The organism is Lachnoclostridium edouardi (genome assembly GCF_900240245.1).
Lineage (GTDB): Bacteria > Bacillota > Clostridia > Lachnospirales > Lachnospiraceae > Lachnoclostridium_A > Lachnoclostridium_A edouardi.
The window spans coordinates 2953997-2972602 of sequence record NZ_OESQ01000001.1; the positions used below are offsets into that span (position 1 = coordinate 2953997).

Consider the following 18606-nt stretch of genomic DNA (forward strand, 5'->3'; position numbering starts at 1 on the left):
TAGTTAAATAAAATATAATTTATATACAAAATGATATCATTTGATTAAGAAATTCTTAGGAGGTTTTAATAAGATGAGTATACTGTGGATTCCAGGGTTTATTCTATTATTTGCCGTCTTGGCATATAAAAGATGGAGCCCGGTTTTACTAGGACCGACAGTGTCGGTAGTTTTATGTATTGTAACAGGGCTGCCAGTGCTTGAGACAATGATGGGCCCCTATATGACCGCCACTACTGATTTTATTAAAAGTAATTTTTTTGTATTTTTCCTGGGGGCAGTTTTTGGAGCTATTATGGAGGAAACAAATGCTGCTAAAGCTATTGCTATATGGATGTCTAAAATAACAAGGGGCAGATTTGTACTTCCTTTGATTATGACTATAGCCGGCATTTTATGCTATGGCGGCGTATTAGGTTTTGTTGTGTATTTTGCCGTATATCCAATTACTCTACATTTATGCAGGCAAGCCAATATATCCAGAGCTTTAATACCGGCGACTATTGGAGCCGGATGTTGGACATGGGCAAATGCTCTTCCAGGAAGTCCTGCGATTCCCAATGTGATTGCTTCAAAATCTTTAGGAACTTTAGCCACATCTGATTTGGCAGCTGGAATTATTTTTTGCGGTATTTTAATGTATGTTCTTTGTTTCCTTTATTTGGAGTGGCAGGCTGTCAGATATAAGGCAATGAATAAAGGATTTATTATGGATGATGTGGTAAAAGAAGAAATGGAAGAGAAGCCTGAAGGGAAGCTGCCTAAAGTATGGCTTGCTTTACTTCCTATGGCAGTGATTTTAGTTTTATACAATGTTATAGGAATCAGTATTGAATTTGCTTTATTGGCAGGCGTGCTGGTTGCATTTATCACCATGTATTCATATGGGGGAGGATCTGAACAGTGGTTAAAAACATTTAATAAAGGAGCGGGAAATACAACTGGGGTTATATTGAATGTATCATTAGTAGTTGGATTTGCCGGGGTGATGAAGCAAACAGAAATGTTTCAGATGATGGTGGACAGTATTGGCAGTCTTTCAATACCACCTTTAGTATTTGTGGCAGTAACTACAGCTGCCTGCTCTGCCGCTTCAGCTTCCTCTTCAGGAGGAATGGGAGTGGCTATGGCTACATTTTCCGGCACATACCTTTCTATGGGAATAAATCCAGAAATTATACATAGGGTAGCGGTTGTGGCTGCTAGTACGTTGGATACCCTTCCTCATACAGGCGGACAGATTACGTTGCTTCAGATTTGCCATCAAACACATAAAGACTCCTTTAGCCATATTTTCGTAACACAGGCAATAATTCCTACTATTTGCCTGATAGGATTAATTATATGGCATAGCATAGGATTTTAATGAGAGATGGAGAGTGAAAAAGATGAGTACAGAATTATTGAAAGACGTATATGATTTGCATATTCATCCTGCACCGGACGTAGTAAAGAGAAAAGCTACAGATACACAAATAGCCAAAAAGGTAGTAGAGGCAGGAATGAGGGGCTTTGCAATAAAGTCCCATTATTTCGATACATCAGGTCGGGCGGCAATTATTAAAGAAATATTCCCTCAGTGTAACGCTGTAGGAGGAATTGTACTAAATCTTTCTGCAGGAGGTTTAAATCCTGCGGCTGTGGAAATGGCGGCCAAAGCGGGAACAAAAATTGTATGGCTTCCGACAATGGATGCATTTAATATGTGGGATTTTTTAAGGATTAATCATAGCCCTGTTCCATTTGGTTCAGCCAGAACAGACCCTGATTCTGTAAAAGGAATCCAAATACTTGAAGAGGGAAAACTGGTTTCTTCTGTTTATGAGATTCTGGATTTAATTAAAGAATATAATTTGGTTTTAGCTACCGGGCATATCTCAAAGCATGAAAGTCTGGCTGTTTTTAAGGAGGCTAAAAAACGTGGAATTGAGAAATTGATTGCCACTCATACAGAATTTCCGGCTACTTATGCAGATATAGAAGAACAGAAGGAATATATTAAATGCGGAGCTAAAATAGAACATAATTATTTAACTATTTTGAATAAAGAATTTACTATGGAAAAATTGAAAGAGCAGATACAGGCTGTAGGGGCAGAGCATGTTATATTGTCCAGCGATCTTGGACAATATATGAATCCTGATCCGGTGGAAGGCTTTGGAGATTTTTTGGAAAAGATTTTAGAGGCAGGGATTTCCCAGCGTGATATTTATACAATGACGGCAATAAATACAAGGGAGCTGGTAGAATAAAACCAGTGAAAGGTTACTTACTAAAAGACCCTGGCAAAGCTATGAACTTTGCCAGGGTCTTTTTATTGTTAGGGCAAAGCCCTGTTTACCATTGTGGAGTTTTTCGTTGATCCGAAAAACGGAACTTTGGAAAACAAATAAACCACCTGCTATGCAGGTGAGTTAGAATTGCTTCAGCTTATAGCAAAAAACCTCCAGTGTTNCCCCAGCGGCGGGAGGTTCCTCCTGCGTTTTCTCCTCCGGCTCTTTTGCCGCCTCCTCTTTTTCTACCTCGGCCCGGGCTGTCTGCCGCTTTTCATTCATCAGCTCATTGATTTTGTCAAAGGACACTACCACATCACCGGGCTCGGGCTGGGCAGGCCCCTCCTGCTGGGGTGTGGGAGCGGCAGTCTGTTCGAGAGCCAGAGCCTGGGGCCCGTCAGCCGTAACAGGAGCGGGAGCCTCCGGGAGCTTCTCCTCACCAGGGCCTGTGTTCAATTTTTCATCTGCCATTCACTATCCTCCTTTTCGTGAAAGTTGCACAATTTTGCGGGTTAAATTTCTGTAATTATTTTTTCTCCTCCTTCCGGTCTATCCACGCAAAAAAGCCGCCCGATTTGAACGCCGGACGGCTTTTTGTGTAATGTGATAGATCAAATATTATTTTTTGTGGTTCGTAGGCTCCGAAAAGCCTTGTATTTACAGCGTTCCTAATAGGAAACAATCATACGGTTTTTAAATATATCTGCAATGCTGTAATAATAACAGCTGTGCTCCTTGGACTTTTGTTTTTAATCGCAAGTGATCCTGGCACTGGAAAAATCGTTGCCCAGACGGGAAAAAGTGAAATTCATTCTTTGACAGATATGTTTATGAATATGGCGTACCTGGTATTTACTGGGGCCATGCTGTCCACCTTTGTAATTGGCGAATATGAAAATAAATTGATTCAGCTTATGTTTTCTTATCCTATTAAACGCCAGAAAATTATATTATCAAAGGTTTTGGCCGTGTGTATTTTTAGTTTTACAGCTTTGATATTAAGTAAACTGATTGCTTATATTATGCTGACTACAATAAAATCTGCCCCAGAAACAAGTATTTACATGGGAGAATTGTCATTTTGGGCTGGAATGCTGACCAGCGCAGCTGCATCCATTTGCAGCGGCTGCTTTGCTATGTTAATCGGTATGAAAATGAAATCTTCAAAAGCAGCCTTAATTTCATCTTTTGTGATTATGCTTATAGTGTTAGGCGTTACACAGGGAAATATTTTGCCCTGCACATCCTTCGGCCCGGCAGCGGCTTATATAGTACAGACTGCAGGGGCTATTGCAGCTATATTTATTTCTATATGGAATGTGGAAAGAGAGGATGTAAAGTAGAGGAGAAAGGTGAAGTATTTCTGGCAGGATGCTCCAATGCAGAAAATAATTCTAACAGTTCCCGTTGATTTTTTCAATCTTTCTGCGTATAATAGAAGTAGGGAAATCCCTACTTTCCATATTTTCAGAAAGGTGGTGCAAAACCATGTTAGCAAAAGCGTTTGTGGACAATGCAAAAGTCATGGCGAAAGGACAGGTCACAATCCCGAAAGATGTTCGTGACATTCTCGGTGTGGCAAGCGGCGACAGGGTTACTTTCGTGGTGGAAGGAAACACTGTTCGTATCGTCAATTCTGCTGTCTACGCCATGCAAATGCTCCAACAGGAAATGGCCGGAGAAGCAGAACGCACCGGCCTGGATTCAGAAGATGATGTAGTGGCGCTTGTCAAAGAATTACGGAACGAGGACGAGTAAAAGCGGCGTCCTATCCCAATCATGGACTAATCTGTGAGCAGAACGTGGACGAAATGAAACGGATTTTCAACAAGAAATTTCCGCACCGTTTGGCGGATCTGGATAAATTCCTTTCGGTGGCTCTGATGACGTTGGAATTAGTCCCGAGCCCAACAGACGAGAACGTGTCGGAAACGCAAATCCGGGATGTAAATGGCCGCCCTATTTTGCGGGCGGCGATTGAGGCAAAGGCTGATGTCCTCCTTACCGGCGATAAAGATTTTTTAGAATCTGGCGTGAAAAATCCGGCGATTATGACACCGGCAGAATTTTTGAAATATTGACTTGTTGAAAAGGCAGCGGGCCGGGGAAAAACTCCCGGCCCGCTGTGTTTACATTGTAGAGAAAATACAACTATGCTATAATACTAACAGGAATCTGAAGCAGAAAAAATATTAGGAAGGTGGTTACATGACTGTTATCAAGTAGATATCAAGCTGCAGAAAATCGTTCAGTAAAGAAAAAATAAGGAGATTTAAAAAATGTATTGTTCAAATTGCGGGGCTGAAATTAACAGTAATGCTAATTTTTGTTATAAGTGCGGGCAGAAAAATTGTCAGGCGTCCAACAACACTGTTCCCAAGGGAGCAGTTACGGTATATAAACTGACTGTATGCTGGGCTGAGCAAAGGGGTATGGACAACAAGGTAATTGACATAATTATAGACAATAGCCCAAATATCAAATTAATAATGGCGAAACTATAGGTATACCGATTGTGGAGGGAGTTCATAATATTCTATTTACCGACCAGGTACGAAAGACGCCTATGGATATTATTATTACTGGTAATACGGTGCTTAATGTAAGGTGTAAAAAAATATTTGGCGAGATTGTAGTTGAATATGGAGGAAATGATGTATTGCGTGAATTGCGGAAAAAAGATTAATGATGATGTAATGTTTTGCCCGGAATGCGGGGCAGCACAGGAAAGACCAGAACAGTCTGGTGCTAATACAGAAAAGCATGTTTATGGTCTGGGAAACCAGCCGGAAGTGAAAAAAACATCATATAATACTATGAGTATTGTAGGTCTGTCAGTTTCGGGCGCTTCACTTGTAATCAACCTTTATGGCCTTGTGGGGGTACTTGGGATTATTTTATCTATTATTGGCCTGATTAGTTGTAAAAAGAACAATGAAAGTGGACAAATACTTGCAATCATAGGCATTGTTATTGGTGTATTATCTGTTGCGTTTGCTTTTATTATAATATCTCTTGCCAGCTTATCTATCATTTAAAGAAATACTATTAGTTGATATAGAAAAGACAGACAATACATAAAAGGAGGAAAACCCTTGGAATACTTACAAACACATAAATGTCCCTGCTGCGGAGGAACTGTTCAATATGACAGCAGCCTGCAAAAGGTAAAATGCCCATACTGCGACACGGAATTTAATATGAAAGATATAAAATCCACAGATGAAAAGAGGGTGGGCACAGCCCTGGATATAACAAAGGAGAGTATAAAATCAGGAGGCCAATGGAGTGAAGGAGAGGCAGAGGGGATAAAACATTATATCTGTCAATCCTGTGGGGGAGAGATTATTGCAGATTCCACAGCAGCTTTATCCTGTCCTTATTGCGGCCATGCTGTTACCATAATTGGAAATCTTACAGGAGAGCTGAAACCAGACTTGATTATTCCTTTTAAAGTTGATAAAAAGACGGCTAAAGAAAAGGCGCAGCACTACTACAAGGGAAAGAGAGTAGTGCCAAGAAGATTTCGGAAAAAAAGACATATTAATGAGATAAAAGGAGTGTATGTACCTTACTGGCTTTTTTCAGTAGATGTTGAGGCGGATGCTATTTATGATGCCACTATGGTGCGTAATTGGAATGATAGTTCCAATAAATATACTGAAACCAGCTAGTATAATCTTTACCGCAGCGGTAATCTTTCTTTACAGATACTGGTTGAGGGGTCGAGAAAAATATCTGATGACATAATTGAATCTTTGGGGCTTTATGATTTAAATGCTGCAGTAGAATTTGACGCGGCATACCTTTCAGGGTATTTAACAGATAAATATGATGAAAATGAAAAAAATATTGTTGAGCGGGCGAACAAGCATATGAAGGATAGTATTCACCAAATGTTTTCTCAAACAGCACAAGGATACGCCTCTGTTGTTTTAAAATCAGTCGATATCCGGACTTTGGACAGTAAAACAAGTATATTCTCCTGCCTGTATGGATTTTAACTACCATGTGGAGGGGGAAAGAGTATACATTTGCTATAAATGGACAAAATGGAAAAATTACCTGTGATCTGCCTTATGATAAGAGTATATTCTGGAAATGGACTGTTATATTTTCTATTATTTTTGTTGCGTACTTTATTGTAATGCTTGGGGTTGTGATTATTGAATAGGGAGGTGGGATAGAGTGAAAAAAATATTTCAAATGATTTTTGCAGCTGCACTTATGACTTGGTGCTGCTTTTTTGTGGCGTATGCAGAAAGTAGTTCTGATGTAGAACTAAAGCGTCAGCTTCCCCGCCTTGTAGATGCAGCTGATGTTTTGACAGATTCTGAAAAATCTGACTTACTTGCCAAGCTAGATGAAATCAGTGAGAGTTACCAGTTTGATGTGGCGGTTATAACCATAAAAAAACTTCCGGAAGATTATAGAATTAAAAATTATGCAGATAATATCTATAACTATTATGGATTTGGTATTGGAAATAATCGGGACGGCTGCCTTCTTCTGATTGATGCAGGAGAAAGGGAGTGGGGGATTTCTACCTGTGGATATGGTATGACAGTGTTTACTGATGCAGGTATTGAGTACATAGGAAAGAGGATAGAAGAGGCAGGATTATCTGAAGCAGAATATGATAAAGCGCTTTTACAGTTTACTAAGCTGTGCGACAAATTTATAAAAAAAGCTCAAACCGGAAAACCATATAATGCTCACAATTTACCAAAGAGGATTGTATGGGCCGAGGGGTTGATTTATCCTGTACTTACAGCATTACCATTTGGACTATGCTTTGCAGAAATTTTTACAAGAAAGCTGCAAAAAGAGAAGATTATAATAAATCTTTAGAGCCTTATGATTTAAATGAACCAGTAGATTTCCATAAATCGCACCTTTCCGGATATTTAACAGAAAGATATGATGAAAATGATATAGACATTGTGGATCGGGTAAATAAGTGTGTGAAAAACAATATTCATCAAGCTTTGTCTCAAAAAATACAAGGATACGCTACGATTGATTTAAAATCTATCAATATCCAGACTTGTAACAGTAAAGTGAAATATGTGCTTTTGCCAGTATAGCTCTTATCTACTACGTGGGAAGAAAAAGAGTATATACTTGTTATGAATGGGCAAAATGGAAAAATTGCTTGTGAGCTGCCTGAACTTGGCGGAGAATATTTGAAATGGGTATGTATTTTAACGGCTATATTGTTGTTTATTTTTACAATATTGTTTTACATTTAAATCTGGAATAGAGGGAAAAGTAAAGTGAAAAAGTTCATTCAGTTGTTTCTTGTTTGCATGTTAATGACTTTGTTTTGCTGTTCTGCAGCGTATGCAGAAAGCAGCTTTGATACATCTGATACAAAACAAGGTACTCGTTGGCCGCGTCTTATAGATGACGGCCATGTTTTAAAAGCGCTTTCAAGAAGTAATTTACTTGCAACTTTAGATGAAATCAGTGAAAATAATAATTTTGATGTAGTAGTTGTGACAATATCTGATTTTCCGTCTGAATATACATATGATGAATATGCTGCTGTTTTATATGACCATTATGGGTTTGGTATGGGAGGAAATCGAGACGGCTGTATTCTGGTTTTTAATAAGGGGATTAGTCAGTGTAATTGGGGATTTTATGCTAACGGTTACGGTGAAAGAGCATTTACTGATGCAAGCTTTGATTACATACGCCATGAAATGACAGAGGCTGGTCTGGACGACAAAAGATATCACAATGTATTTTTGAAGTTTGCTAATTTGTGCGATATGTTTGTTAAAAAGGCTAAAAGCGGAAAACCATATGATTCAGGTAATTTGACCAGGGAAACGTCAGGAGACAGGGGGGTTTCGCTATATTTTGCTCCTGGCACTTATATTTGGATGTGTCCCTGTGATTTATGTGATGATGGAAATGGCGAGTTTGGAATTTGAAGATTCCCCTCATAATGATATGAAAAATCATTCCATAAATATAACCGACAGCTATGATGTATTTCTTTTTTCCCAGCGTGTATGTACTCCCCGCTCTAGTTACGGCGATGATGACGATAATAATTAAAAATTGTTGAGGGCTGTGCGTGAAACTTCAATAAGAATCTATGGCATAATTGGTTAACATTGGAAACAATTACTACGAGAAAATATTATTTTTTCCAGGCTGAAAATAGAAATATATGCGAAAAAAATGTCAAACAGAATGATCATTTTAACACTAGAACTTGGAAAAATATTTGAAGTTTAAAGTATAGAGGGAAAAAAGCCTGTTTTTTTACAAAGAAAATAATTCTATTTTTTAGGAAGCGTTGAGATAGCAGTGAAAAAGCTGCTGTGTCAGCGCTTCCTTTTATATATTACCCTTATCTGGTGAACCCCAGATATGTATAATTCAGGCTCTAAGTATTTGCGTCTATGTTTTTGCATAATTTGGGGGATGATGACGAAATTTGTCGAACGATTTTAGTTGATTACCAGAAAATTCCATTTTACGATAAAGTTCGAGTCTATTAGACAAATTTACGGGAGAACAAAAGATGAATGATATTGAGTATGAAAAATTTGTAGGTAAAGTTTTGAGAAATTTAGGAGCAGAGAGAAGCTATAGAGGATTTGATTATATTACGTATGGAACGGCATTAGTCGTAAAGGATGGAAGGAAACTTTACTACATAACAAAATCATTGTACCCGGAGATTGCCATAAAATATAGAACTACTTGGAGATGTGTAGAACGGGATATTAGAACAATTGTTGATACTATTTGGAAAAATGGAGATAAAGAATTTTTGAAAATGATCAGTGGGGAGGAGATAAAAGAAAAGCCTAACAATTCCAGATTCTTAGAATTAGTGGCAGCCTATGTAGTAAGGCTGGAAAAATATGGAGTATTAAGAGAAATGGAAAATTGTTTAGGACAAGGTTACAGAGATTTTTTAGATTTAAAAGAGAAAATTGAAGAGTTGGAGAAAGAAAATGAACAGCTGAAGATGATGGACCAATGGCTGAAAAAGCAGATTGAAGATTTAGCGGAAAAATTACAAAATTCAGACTAAAAATAAGACAGGGGAATGAGTATGATTACGTATGACAAATTATGGACCACAATGAAAAGAAAAGGAATTACCCAGTATATGCTGATTAAGAAATATGGCATCAGCAATGCACAAATATGGAGAATGAGACAAAACCAGTATGTGTCCACCCATACCATAGAAGTATTCTGCAGGATTTTAGAGTGCGGAACTGAAGATATTATGGAGTTTAAAAAATAGTAATGCTGGTGCAATTCACGGCTGACAAGAAAAGGCTGACATCAAAAAACAATGGAAAAATAATCCGATTGATTCTTTTGATGTCAGCCTTATATAATATCAACGATCTTAGTAGTATCCCAAAGTTTGTGTAAACCTTCAAACTGATGTAAGATAAAATTACTCAGTTTGGAGGTTTTATTTATGGCAAGAAAAAAAGATTCCCCTCAAAAAGCAGCTCTTCGAGAAATGATGAGCACTTATCTGAAAGAGAATGATGTTAAAATCAAGGACGGCACCGATGTGAATGCAATTATGCGAGATATGATGTCTGTAATCCTTGAAGGTGTTCTTACGGAAGAACTGGATGAAGAACTCGGTTACACTAAGTATGATTATCGTAATAAGGATACTGATAACAGCCGGAATGGCTTTTCTCAGAAAACGATGCATACCAGTTACGGAGATATGGAATTAGATATTCCCAGAGATCGTAAAGGTGAGTTTGAGCCACAAGTAATCAGAAAATATCAAAACACTGTTACGCAGGATATGGAAGAAAAAATCCTTTCCATGTATGCAAAGGGAATGACTGCCGGCGACATCGAAAGTCATATGCGTGACCTGTACGGTATTGAGATTTCTGATAGCACGATCAGCCGTGTTACAGATAAGGTATTGCCTATCATAAAAGAATGGCAGGAACGCCCTCTGGAAGAGATTTATGCCGTTGTTTTCATGGATGCAATCCATTATCATGTCCGTCACGAAGGGCGGATTGTAAAGCGAGCAGTCTATATCGCTATCGGCATCGACATGGATGGTCATAAAGATGTGCTCGGTATGTATGTTGGTCAGAATGAAAGTGCAAAATTCTGGCTGTCTATTTTGAATGGTCTTAAAAATCGTGGTGTTCGGGATATCCTGATTGCCTGTGTAGACGGACTCTCTGGATTTCCGCAGGCAATCGAAGCTGCATTCCCGGAAACTGAGATCCAGCAGTGCATCATCCATCAGATCAGAAATACTACAAAGTTTGTTTCCTACAAGGATATCAAGCCGCTGATGGCTGATCTGAAGCGTGTTTATACTGCACCAACAGAAGAAATCGCATTAGTTGAATTAGACGCCTTCGAAGAAAAATGGCACAGTAAATACCCTAAGATCGCTAAATCCTGGAGGGATAACTGGGCTAATCTTTCCGCCTATTTTAAATATCCGGATGCCATTCGTAAGCTGATTTATACCACTAACGCTATTGAAGGATTCAACCGCCAGCTGCGAAAAGTCACAAAATCGAAGACGATTTTCCCCTCTGATGATAGCTTGATGAAAATGCTGTATCTGGCAACCATGGATATTACCAAAAAATGGACTGGACACCGTGCTGATTGGGGTCTGATCCATTCTCAGTTGGAAATCTATTTCGAAGAAAGATTATCCTGATTATAGCCTGAGCAGGGCTGTCCAAGGCAGCCCTGCTTGACATGCCTAAAAATACCGCTATAATACAGGCAAAGGGCAAAGTCCAGAAAATCGACTTTGCCCTTCATAACTCATTTCATTATTTTACATCAGTTTTTTTACTCTACACAAACTTTGAAACAGTCTCACGATCTTTTTCAGAATTTGTGTTATAGTCTCTAAATATGTAATTTACCCCTTATTTCTGCGCTTTGGATTTTTCGGAAACCAGCCTTTTTCTACCCGCTTTTCCTGGTCGAACAGCTCTTTTATGCTCCAAAGACAGGTCATCCCAATAACCGCCAGACAGGAGCCTAAAATTACGTTTCTAAATAAAAGGGACAGAATAAGGAGAATACTTCCTGACAGAGCAAAAGCCGGCCAGATATTTTTAGAAAAATAGTATTCTGCCTTAATGACAATAGGGTGAAAAACCCCGATGGACAAAAATGAAATAGCTCCGATTACTATGCCAATATAATTCATATTACTTCCTGTTTGTCAGCTTTGAAGCTTTTTTATCAGCTTTTTTACTTTTTTCTTGCAGTGGCCGCAGGCCTTCCCTGCTTTGGTTAGATTTTTTACCTCTTTATAAGTAGAAGCTCCCTGGTCTACTGCATCTGCAATCATACCTTTTGTAATTTTGTAGCAGGGACATATAATTTTATCTGGATTCATAAGATTTCCTTTCTAAGATATTAAATGCGGACGTGATATGCGCCCTTTCTATTTTATATGCTTTTAGCCGTGGTTGTCAATGAAAGAAAAAGAGGAGAAGGTCTGAGATTGTAAAACGGCTGTATACATGGTAAAATAAAAGCTAATTTGCAAAAGAAATTTTTAAATAAAGGGGAAGGCATGAAGATTTTAGTAATTAACAGCGGCAGCTCGTCCTTAAAGTTTCAGGTTATTGATTCTTCCAGCCAGCAGGCGCTGGCAAAAGGGGTTTGTGAACGGATTGGAATTGACGGCATATTTACTTATAAGACAAATACAGGGATAAATATACAGGCTCCTGTGCCTATGAAGGATCACAAGGAGGCGGTGAATACTATATTATCCACCTTGTCTCACAGGGAAAAGGGGGTAATCAAAGATTTTAAGGAGATTGATGTAGTGGGGCATCGTCTTGTCCACGGGGGAGAAAAGTTTTCCGGTTCTGTGGTAATCACAGATCAGGTGATTCAGGCTATGGAGGAGTGTAATGATCTGGCTCCCCTTCACAATCCGGCTAATTTAGTGGGAGTGGCGGCGTGCCGGGAATTAATGCCTGAAACATTAATGGTGGGAGTGTTCGACACAGCCTTTAATCAGACTATGGAGCCAAAGGCTTTTCTTTATGGACTGCCTTACCAGTACTACGAAAAACATAAAATCCGCCGTTATGGATTTCACGGCATCAGCCATAAATATGTATCGGAAAAAGCAGCGGAATTTATGGAGCAGGATATTCATTGTGTGAAAACTATAGTCTGCCACCTGGGAAATGGAGCCAGCATCTGTGCGGTAAAATATGGACAGGTCATTGACAATTCAATGGGATTTACACCTTTGGAGGGACTGGTAATGGGGACCAGATGTGGGGATGTAGATCCGGGAGCTTTGGAGTTTTTGGCTAAAAAAGAAAATTTGGACTTTTCTCAGATTATGTCCATTTTAAATAAGGAATCAGGAGTTTTGGGCATTTCTAAAAATTTTTCCAGCGATTTCAGGGAGCTAAAGGACGCTCAGATTAAATATAATGAGAGGGCTTCCCTGGCCAGGGAAATTTTTGGTTACAAAGTGGCAAAGTATATTGGAAGCTACGCCGGGCCATGAATGGCGTGGACAACATTGTATTTACTGCAGGAGTAGGAGAAAATGATTCAGATATTCGGGAGGAGATCTGCGAATATTTAGAATTTCTGGGAATTACTATAGATCAGGTTAAAAATAGAGAGCAGGCGGAGGCTGTAAGAATATCAGACGGCACTTCAAAGGTGAACGTGCTGGTGATTAAAACAAATGAGGAGCTGGAGATAGCCAGACAGGCGGCCGCAGTTTTAACAGGTCAAATGAAAAAATAATGAAAAAATAAAGTGAAAAGTGCTGCAAAATGGGTGAGGAGAAATTCTTCTGCTATTTTGCAGCACTTTTTCTTAACAAGATTATAACGGTGGCTGGGGTGGTAGTTGGCATTAAAAAAAACAGGAAAAATCGAAACGAGTGTTTCAAAAAACGGGAAAAAGAAATAAAATAAAACAAATTGAAACGTAAAAAAGATGTTAAGATTTTATTTGAAACATAATAATTAGTAAATATTCATATAGACACAGGGGGGGGAATTGTGCATTTTCTACAAACAATTATTGCTTATTTTCTTGGCATGGGTTTTGCTTTTATATTGGGTGATAAGAATAAAAAAGAACAAAAGAAAGGGGGATAGATTCGACGCAGCAGTAAAAATGGCTGCTAAGATGGCGGCTTATTCAAAAAGAAAAAATAACAAAGTGAGAGGTGATTTGTTGTGGACTTATTGTTGTTAATTGGTTCGTTTTTTGTTTTTTTGTTTTTAGGGATTCCCATTGCGTATGCGCTGTGTGTATCATCCATTATATATATGTTGGCGTATTCAGATGTGCCACTGATTATTATAGCGCAGCAGATGTTAAAGGGCGTGGACTCCTTTACATTAATGGCAATTCCATTCTTTGTAATTGCAGGAAGCTTAATGCAAAACGGCGGTATTGCCAAGCGAATGGTTAACTTTGCAAAAAGCTGTATTGGATTCGTTCCAGGCGGTCTGGCAGTTGTAACCATTGTAACAAGTATGATTTTCGCAGCTATGACAGGAGCCGGAGCAGCAACAACAGCTGCAGTAGGCGGCATTATGATCCCGTTTATGAGAGATGAAGGATACGATGCAGACTATGCCAGCGCAGTACAGGCAGTAGGAGGAATTTTCGGACCGTTGATTCCCCCAAGCGTACTGATGGTACTTTACGGAGTAGCCTCCGGAGAGTCAGTAGGCGATATGCTTTTGGCAGGACTGCTTCCTGGTTTATTCCTGGGAGTAATTGTAATAGCAGTAGTGCTTTACCAGTGCGTGAAAAAAGGCTACAAGGGAGCCGGCGCTTTTTCTTTAGAGGAAGTTGGAAAATCCTTTGTAAAAGCCATCTGGGCAATGCTTGCTCCTGTTATTATTCTGGGAGGAATTTACTCCGGTTTATTTACGCCAACAGAGGCCTCTGCAGTAACATGCTTCTACTGCTTGTTTATAGGAATTTTCGTGTACAGAGAGATTAAGATCACTCAGGTGTGGAGCGTAGTGTACGACGGAGTAAAAAGCGCTGCCAGCATTATGTTTATCGTAGGAGCAACACAGGTATTTGGCTGGGTAATCACAAGAGAGGGAATCCCGCAGATGGTAGCAGAAATGTTTACAAGCTCTATCAGCAGCCCATTAGTATTCCTGTTTGCAGTATGTATAATTTTAACTATAGCAGGCTGTTTTATTGACGCTGTGCCGGCGCTGCTTATTTTTGCGCCTATTTTCTGCCCTACAGCTCAGGCATATGGAATTGATATGATTCACTTTGGAGTTGTAATGGTAGTAGTGCTTTGTCTTGGTCTTGTAACACCGCCTGTAGGAATCAACCTGTTCGTGGCTGCTGCAGTAGGCGGACAGCCTATACATAAGATTATTCCACATCTGCCTAAGCTGATTATGGCCATTGTAGTAGGAATTGTATTTATCGTATTAATTCCTGGTATGTCCACAGCATTGCCAGGACTTCTGAAATAATAAAAGGGAAAAGGAGACAAAACTATGAAAAAATTAAAAAAATTTGCAGCTCTTGGTTTAACAGCGGCTATGGTAGCCAGCCTTGCAGCCTGCGGAGGAAAAACAAGTGATGCAGGATCAGATTCAGGATCAGGAGAAGAAAATATTAAATTAAGCCTTTTTGCAGGTTCTATTCCAGAGAACACACCAACAGGCGGAGCCTTAAAGGTAATGGCAGATTATATTAATGAAAATTCTAATGGAACCTTAACGGCAACAGCATTCTACGATACAGCATTAGGAGACGCTACCAGTATGGTACAAGGACTTCAGCAGGGAACTGTAGATATCGGCGTATCCGGAACAGCATATTTCTCAGGCCTTGTTCCAGAGGTAGAAGTATTCCAGCTGCCATTTTTATTCTCCAATCTGGAGGAAGCCAGAGCAGCCTGCGAAGGCCCGGCAAAGGACGCTATTTTTGAAAAGCTGGCTGAAAATGGAATCATTGGACTTTCCTTCTGGGAGAATGGTTTCCGTGAGCTGAGCAACAATATCAGGCCTGTAAAAACTCCGGACGATATGAAGGGAATGAAAATGAGAACATTGTCTGCAGAGGTTCAGGTAGAAACATGGAAGGCTATGGGAGCTTTGCCTGCAGCAATCGATGCTTCTGAGCTTTTCACAGCTCTTCAGCAGGGAACTGTAAGCGCCCAGGACAACCCGCTCCACGAGATTGTTTCCCGTAAGCTCTATGAAGTACAGCCATATGTAACATTAACAGATGCAGTTTACACACCATTCCTTATGGGAATGAGCGAAGCAACATGGAACAAGCTGTCTGACTCTCAGAAAGAGGTTATTATGAAGGCTGCAGAAGTAGGCCGCGAAGAGCAGCTGAAGCTGACAGACGAGGCACAGGCAGAAGCTCTTCAGACACTGTTAGACAATGGAGTTACTGTAGAAGAAAACCCAGATAAAGAAGCATTTAAAGAAAAAGCAGTGCCAACATGGAGCCTGTTTACAGATCAGTGCGGTACAGAAATCCTGGATTTAATTCAGAGTAATCTGGGCGCAGGCGCTGACACAGCAGACACAGAAGAAGCAGCAGCCGAAGAGGACGCAGCAGTAGAAGATACAGAGGAAGCAGCAGAGGATGCTGGGGCAGAGGCAGCTGAGGAAGCAGAAGATACAGAAGCAGCAGCTGATGATGCGGCAGAAACAGAAGCAGAATCAGTAGAAGATGCAGCAGAAACAGAAGCAGCAGAATAATAAAAATAGATAGAAAAATATAAATTGGTGAGGAGGATAACCATGAAAAGAATTGTGGATTTAACATTGCCAATAGAAGAACACTGGCGTTACGGAATAAAGTTTTCTTTAGTAAAATCCCATGAAAATGGAGATCCATTTCAGATAACAGGATATAATTTAGCGTCTCATTGGTTTACACATATTGATTTTCCAAGACATTTTGATCCTCAGGGATTAACGTCAGACGCATATCCAATAGCAGATTGGTGTATAACAAAATGTTTGGTATTAGATTTTTCAGACCTGCCGGACAACACGGGAATCACAGCAGAGATGCTGGAGAAAGCCAATGAGCCATATAAGGATCAGCATTTTGACAGCCTTCTGTTAAGAACAGACAGAGGGAAAAAGGTAAGCTGGAAGGAAAAAGAATTCTGGGATAATTCTCCGTGGGTAACAGAGGACGGAGGAGAGTGGATTAAAAACTACGCGCCAAAGGTAGTAGGATACGACTTCCCTCAGGATTATGTAATCCGAATCCGGGAGCCAAAGCCAGGCCAGGATATGAGACAGCCGGTCCATGAGCATGTATTAGTAGAGGGAAAAATCCTGCAGATAGAATACATGCAGAATCTGTGGGAGATAAAATCCCCGGTATGTGAGCTGGTAGCTCTGCCGTTAAATCTGCAGCACGCAGACGGCGGACAGATCCGGGTGGTTGCAGTAGTAGAAGAATAGAGGTACAGCATATGAGAAGTGGATTAAATAAATTAATAAAAGTTCTTTCTATTATATTAGGACTAGTAGGCGTAGTAATGATTCTGGTAGAGACATATGCAGTATTTGGAAGAAACGTATTAAAAATCGCTACTCCCTGGACAGATGAGTTTTTAAAGCTTTTATTTGTTTGGAGTATATTTGTGGGAGCCGCCTTATCGTTTATGGATGATTCTTCCATCTGTCTGACTTTAGTAGAAGATAGCGAAAAGGTAAGGAAAAAACCTTCAGCATATGGAGTCTTAAAGGTAATTCAGTATGCCACAGGATTTGGGGTAAGCGCATTTATGATTAAGCATCTGGCTACAATCATTTCCACCCAGATGAGAACAGGGGAGGCCACAACTGTTATGGCATATCCTCTTTGGTTTATTAATATGGGTCTGATGGTAGGAATGGTTTTAGTGTGTATATTTGCAGTAATCAAAATCTTTGACTGCAGAAAATACTTCCAAAAAGACGCCAAAATAGTTTAAAAATTAAGTTAAAATAGTAACAGCAAAAAGACAGAAATGGTTTTGCAACGTTTCTGTCTTTTTTTGTTGCATAAAATAAAAAGTGTGTAAAAACTGTGTGAAAAAAGCAAGTAACAAATGTTACAAATGGAACAAAAATGAAACTAAAAAATGAAACAAAGCTGAATTCTTAAAGGAACGGGAATAAGGGTTCTGATATAGTGCACAAAAAAGATGTTAAAATATTGTTAAAAGCAAACAAGAATTATGCGAAAAAACGAATTGGCATGATTTTTGCTTTATAGATTTGGTGAAAGAAAACAAAAGAAGGAGGGGTGTTGAAATGAGTGGGAAACCAATTTTGGGAATTATTTTAGGCGACGCTGCAGGCGTAGGGCCTGAAATCATTGCAAAGCTGGCTGCCAAAGGCTTTTATGAAGAGTGTTGCAGGCCTGTCATTTTGGGGGATGCCAGGGTGCTTGCCAGAGGCGCGGATGTCAGCGGCGTAAATGTTCCTGTGGAAATTATTGATGACGTAGCTCAGGCTACATGGGAACATGGTATTCCTGTTTTAGATCAAAAAGATCTGAACCCAGAGGAAGTTCCCTTTGGACGGCTGAATGTGGAAAGTGGAAAAGCTTGTCTGAAACTGCTGAAGCTTGCTATCTGTCTGTTTCAGGAAAAAAAGATTGACGGCTTCTGCTTTGGCCCGCTGAATAAGGCAGGAATGATTCAGGCTGGCTGCCAATTTGAAAGCGAACATCACTACATGGCTCATTTGTTAAATCACACAGCGCCTTTTGGGGAAATTAATGTGGTTGATAACATGTGGACCACCAGAACCACAAGCCATATTCCCATTGCAAAGGTTAGTGAAAGTCTGAGCGCAGAAAAAATTCTAAGGGCCATAAGTTTGGCGGACACAACCCTGAGAAACACAGGGCTGGAAAAGCCAAGACTTGGAATTGCAGCGTTAAATCCTCATTGCGGAGAAAACGGCAAGTGCGGGCGGGAAGAAATAGACATTATTGGTCCGGCTGTAGAAGAAGCAAGAAACAGAGGAATTGATGCCACAGGCCCATGGTCGTCAGATATTTTGTTCCACAAGGCATTTGTGGGAGGAGAATTTGACGGGGTGGTAACCATGTATCACGATCAGGGACAGATTGCTTTAAAGCTGAAGGGCTTTGAAAGAGGAATTACCATAGCGGGAGGTCTTCCTGTTCCTATTGCAACCTGTGGACATGGGACAGCCTATGATATAGCTGGAAAAGGGATTGTTCATACAACATCCTTTGAGAATGCAGTAAAAATGGCTGCTAAAATGGCGGCTCATATCAGGGAAAAAAATTAAAAGGTGAGAGG

General features: G+C 39.8%; 20 protein-coding genes and 1 pseudogene. 19 read left to right on the forward strand and 2 right to left on the reverse strand.

Going from position 1 to position 18606, the window contains the following annotated elements:
- Positions 1-73: 73 nt before the first annotated feature.
- From C1A07_RS14155 to C1A07_RS14225, 13 genes are all read left to right on the forward strand, one after another.
- On the forward strand, positions 74-1366 hold the full coding sequence (locus C1A07_RS14155) for a GntP family permease (RefSeq protein ID WP_101877665.1): 1293 nt from the start codon (positions 74-76) through the stop codon (positions 1364-1366).
- A gap of 22 nt (positions 1367-1388) precedes the next feature.
- Positions 1389-2252, forward strand: coding sequence for a DUF6282 family protein (locus C1A07_RS14160; RefSeq protein WP_101877666.1), 864 nt, complete (start codon positions 1389-1391; stop codon positions 2250-2252).
- A 764-nt stretch (positions 2253-3016) separates the two neighbouring features.
- Entirely contained in the window at positions 3017-3616 is a 600-nt protein-coding gene (locus C1A07_RS14170) for an ABC transporter permease (protein WP_101877667.1), read from the forward strand.
- A gap of 145 nt (positions 3617-3761) precedes the next feature.
- Entirely contained in the window at positions 3762-4031 is a 270-nt protein-coding gene (locus C1A07_RS14175) for an AbrB/MazE/SpoVT family DNA-binding domain-containing protein (protein WP_101877668.1), read from the forward strand.
- A 29-nt stretch (positions 4032-4060) separates the two neighbouring features.
- Complete coding sequence (locus tag C1A07_RS14180; RefSeq protein ID WP_408609826.1) at positions 4061-4354, forward strand: putative toxin-antitoxin system toxin component, PIN family; 294 nt, start codon at positions 4061-4063, stop codon at positions 4352-4354.
- 198 nt (positions 4355-4552) lie between these two features.
- The gene (locus tag C1A07_RS16875; RefSeq protein WP_101877669.1) at positions 4553-4777 is read left to right on the forward strand and encodes a zinc-ribbon domain-containing protein; all 225 of its coding nucleotides are present in this window, start codon (positions 4553-4555) and stop codon (positions 4775-4777) included.
- Positions 4778-4915: 138 nt separating this feature from the next.
- Positions 4916-5311 carry a zinc-ribbon domain-containing protein gene (locus C1A07_RS14190; RefSeq protein WP_145996064.1) on the forward strand — a complete coding sequence of 132 codons (396 nt, stop codon included), beginning with the start codon at positions 4916-4918 and terminating at the stop codon, positions 5309-5311.
- A gap of 57 nt (positions 5312-5368) precedes the next feature.
- The gene (locus tag C1A07_RS14195; RefSeq protein WP_101877671.1) at positions 5369-5947 is read left to right on the forward strand and encodes a hypothetical protein; all 579 of its coding nucleotides are present in this window, start codon (positions 5369-5371) and stop codon (positions 5945-5947) included.
- Between the two features lie 574 nt (positions 5948-6521).
- Positions 6522-7124: a TPM domain-containing protein gene (locus C1A07_RS14205; RefSeq protein WP_180952269.1), complete on the forward strand. Its 603-nt coding sequence runs from the start codon at positions 6522-6524 to the stop codon at positions 7122-7124.
- A gap of 425 nt (positions 7125-7549) precedes the next feature.
- Positions 7550-8215 (forward strand): TPM domain-containing protein, encoded by a 666-nt coding sequence (locus C1A07_RS14210; RefSeq protein ID WP_101877674.1) that lies wholly within the window; start codon positions 7550-7552, stop codon positions 8213-8215.
- Between the two features lie 599 nt (positions 8216-8814).
- The gene (locus C1A07_RS14215; protein ID WP_101877675.1) at positions 8815-9333 is read left to right on the forward strand and encodes a sporulation initiation factor Spo0A C-terminal domain-containing protein; all 519 of its coding nucleotides are present in this window, start codon (positions 8815-8817) and stop codon (positions 9331-9333) included.
- Between the two features lie 21 nt (positions 9334-9354).
- Complete coding sequence (locus C1A07_RS14220; RefSeq protein ID WP_101877676.1) at positions 9355-9552, forward strand: helix-turn-helix domain-containing protein; 198 nt, start codon at positions 9355-9357, stop codon at positions 9550-9552.
- 228 nt (positions 9553-9780) lie between these two features.
- Positions 9781-10977, forward strand: coding sequence for an IS256 family transposase (locus tag C1A07_RS14225; RefSeq protein ID WP_180952302.1), 1197 nt, complete (start codon positions 9781-9783; stop codon positions 10975-10977).
- 210 nt (positions 10978-11187) lie between these two features.
- Here C1A07_RS14225 and C1A07_RS14230 read toward each other — a convergent pair whose 3' ends face one another.
- Positions 11188-11481 (reverse strand): DUF4491 family protein, encoded by a 294-nt coding sequence (locus C1A07_RS14230; RefSeq protein ID WP_101877678.1) that lies wholly within the window; start codon positions 11479-11481, stop codon positions 11188-11190.
- Positions 11482-11496: 15 nt separating this feature from the next.
- Positions 11497-11673 carry a (2Fe-2S)-binding protein gene (locus C1A07_RS14235; RefSeq protein ID WP_101877679.1) on the reverse strand — a complete coding sequence of 59 codons (177 nt, stop codon included), beginning with the start codon at positions 11671-11673 and terminating at the stop codon, positions 11497-11499.
- 180 nt (positions 11674-11853) lie between these two features.
- Between C1A07_RS14235 and C1A07_RS14240 the strand changes: the two are divergent.
- The 6 genes and pseudogenes from C1A07_RS14240 (at position 11854) to C1A07_RS14265 (ending at position 18595) form a co-directional block, all read left to right on the forward strand.
- Positions 11854-13061, forward strand: a pseudogene (locus C1A07_RS14240) (acetate/propionate family kinase).
- A gap of 440 nt (positions 13062-13501) precedes the next feature.
- Positions 13502-14779, forward strand: a complete 1278-nt coding sequence (locus tag C1A07_RS14245) for a TRAP transporter large permease (RefSeq protein WP_101877680.1) — start codon at positions 13502-13504, stop codon at positions 14777-14779.
- A gap of 24 nt (positions 14780-14803) precedes the next feature.
- A complete protein-coding gene (locus tag C1A07_RS14250) occupies positions 14804-16027 on the forward strand; it encodes a DctP family TRAP transporter solute-binding subunit (RefSeq protein ID WP_101877681.1) in 1224 nt (407 codons plus the stop codon).
- Positions 16028-16069: 42 nt separating this feature from the next.
- Positions 16070-16747, forward strand: coding sequence for a cyclase family protein (locus tag C1A07_RS14255; RefSeq protein WP_101877682.1), 678 nt, complete (start codon positions 16070-16072; stop codon positions 16745-16747).
- Positions 16748-16758: 11 nt separating this feature from the next.
- On the forward strand, positions 16759-17262 hold the full coding sequence (locus C1A07_RS14260; RefSeq protein WP_101877683.1) for a TRAP transporter small permease: 504 nt from the start codon (positions 16759-16761) through the stop codon (positions 17260-17262).
- 322 nt (positions 17263-17584) lie between these two features.
- The gene (locus tag C1A07_RS14265) at positions 17585-18595 is read left to right on the forward strand and encodes a PdxA family dehydrogenase (protein ID WP_101877684.1); all 1011 of its coding nucleotides are present in this window, start codon (positions 17585-17587) and stop codon (positions 18593-18595) included.
- Positions 18596-18606 lie beyond the last annotated feature (11 nt).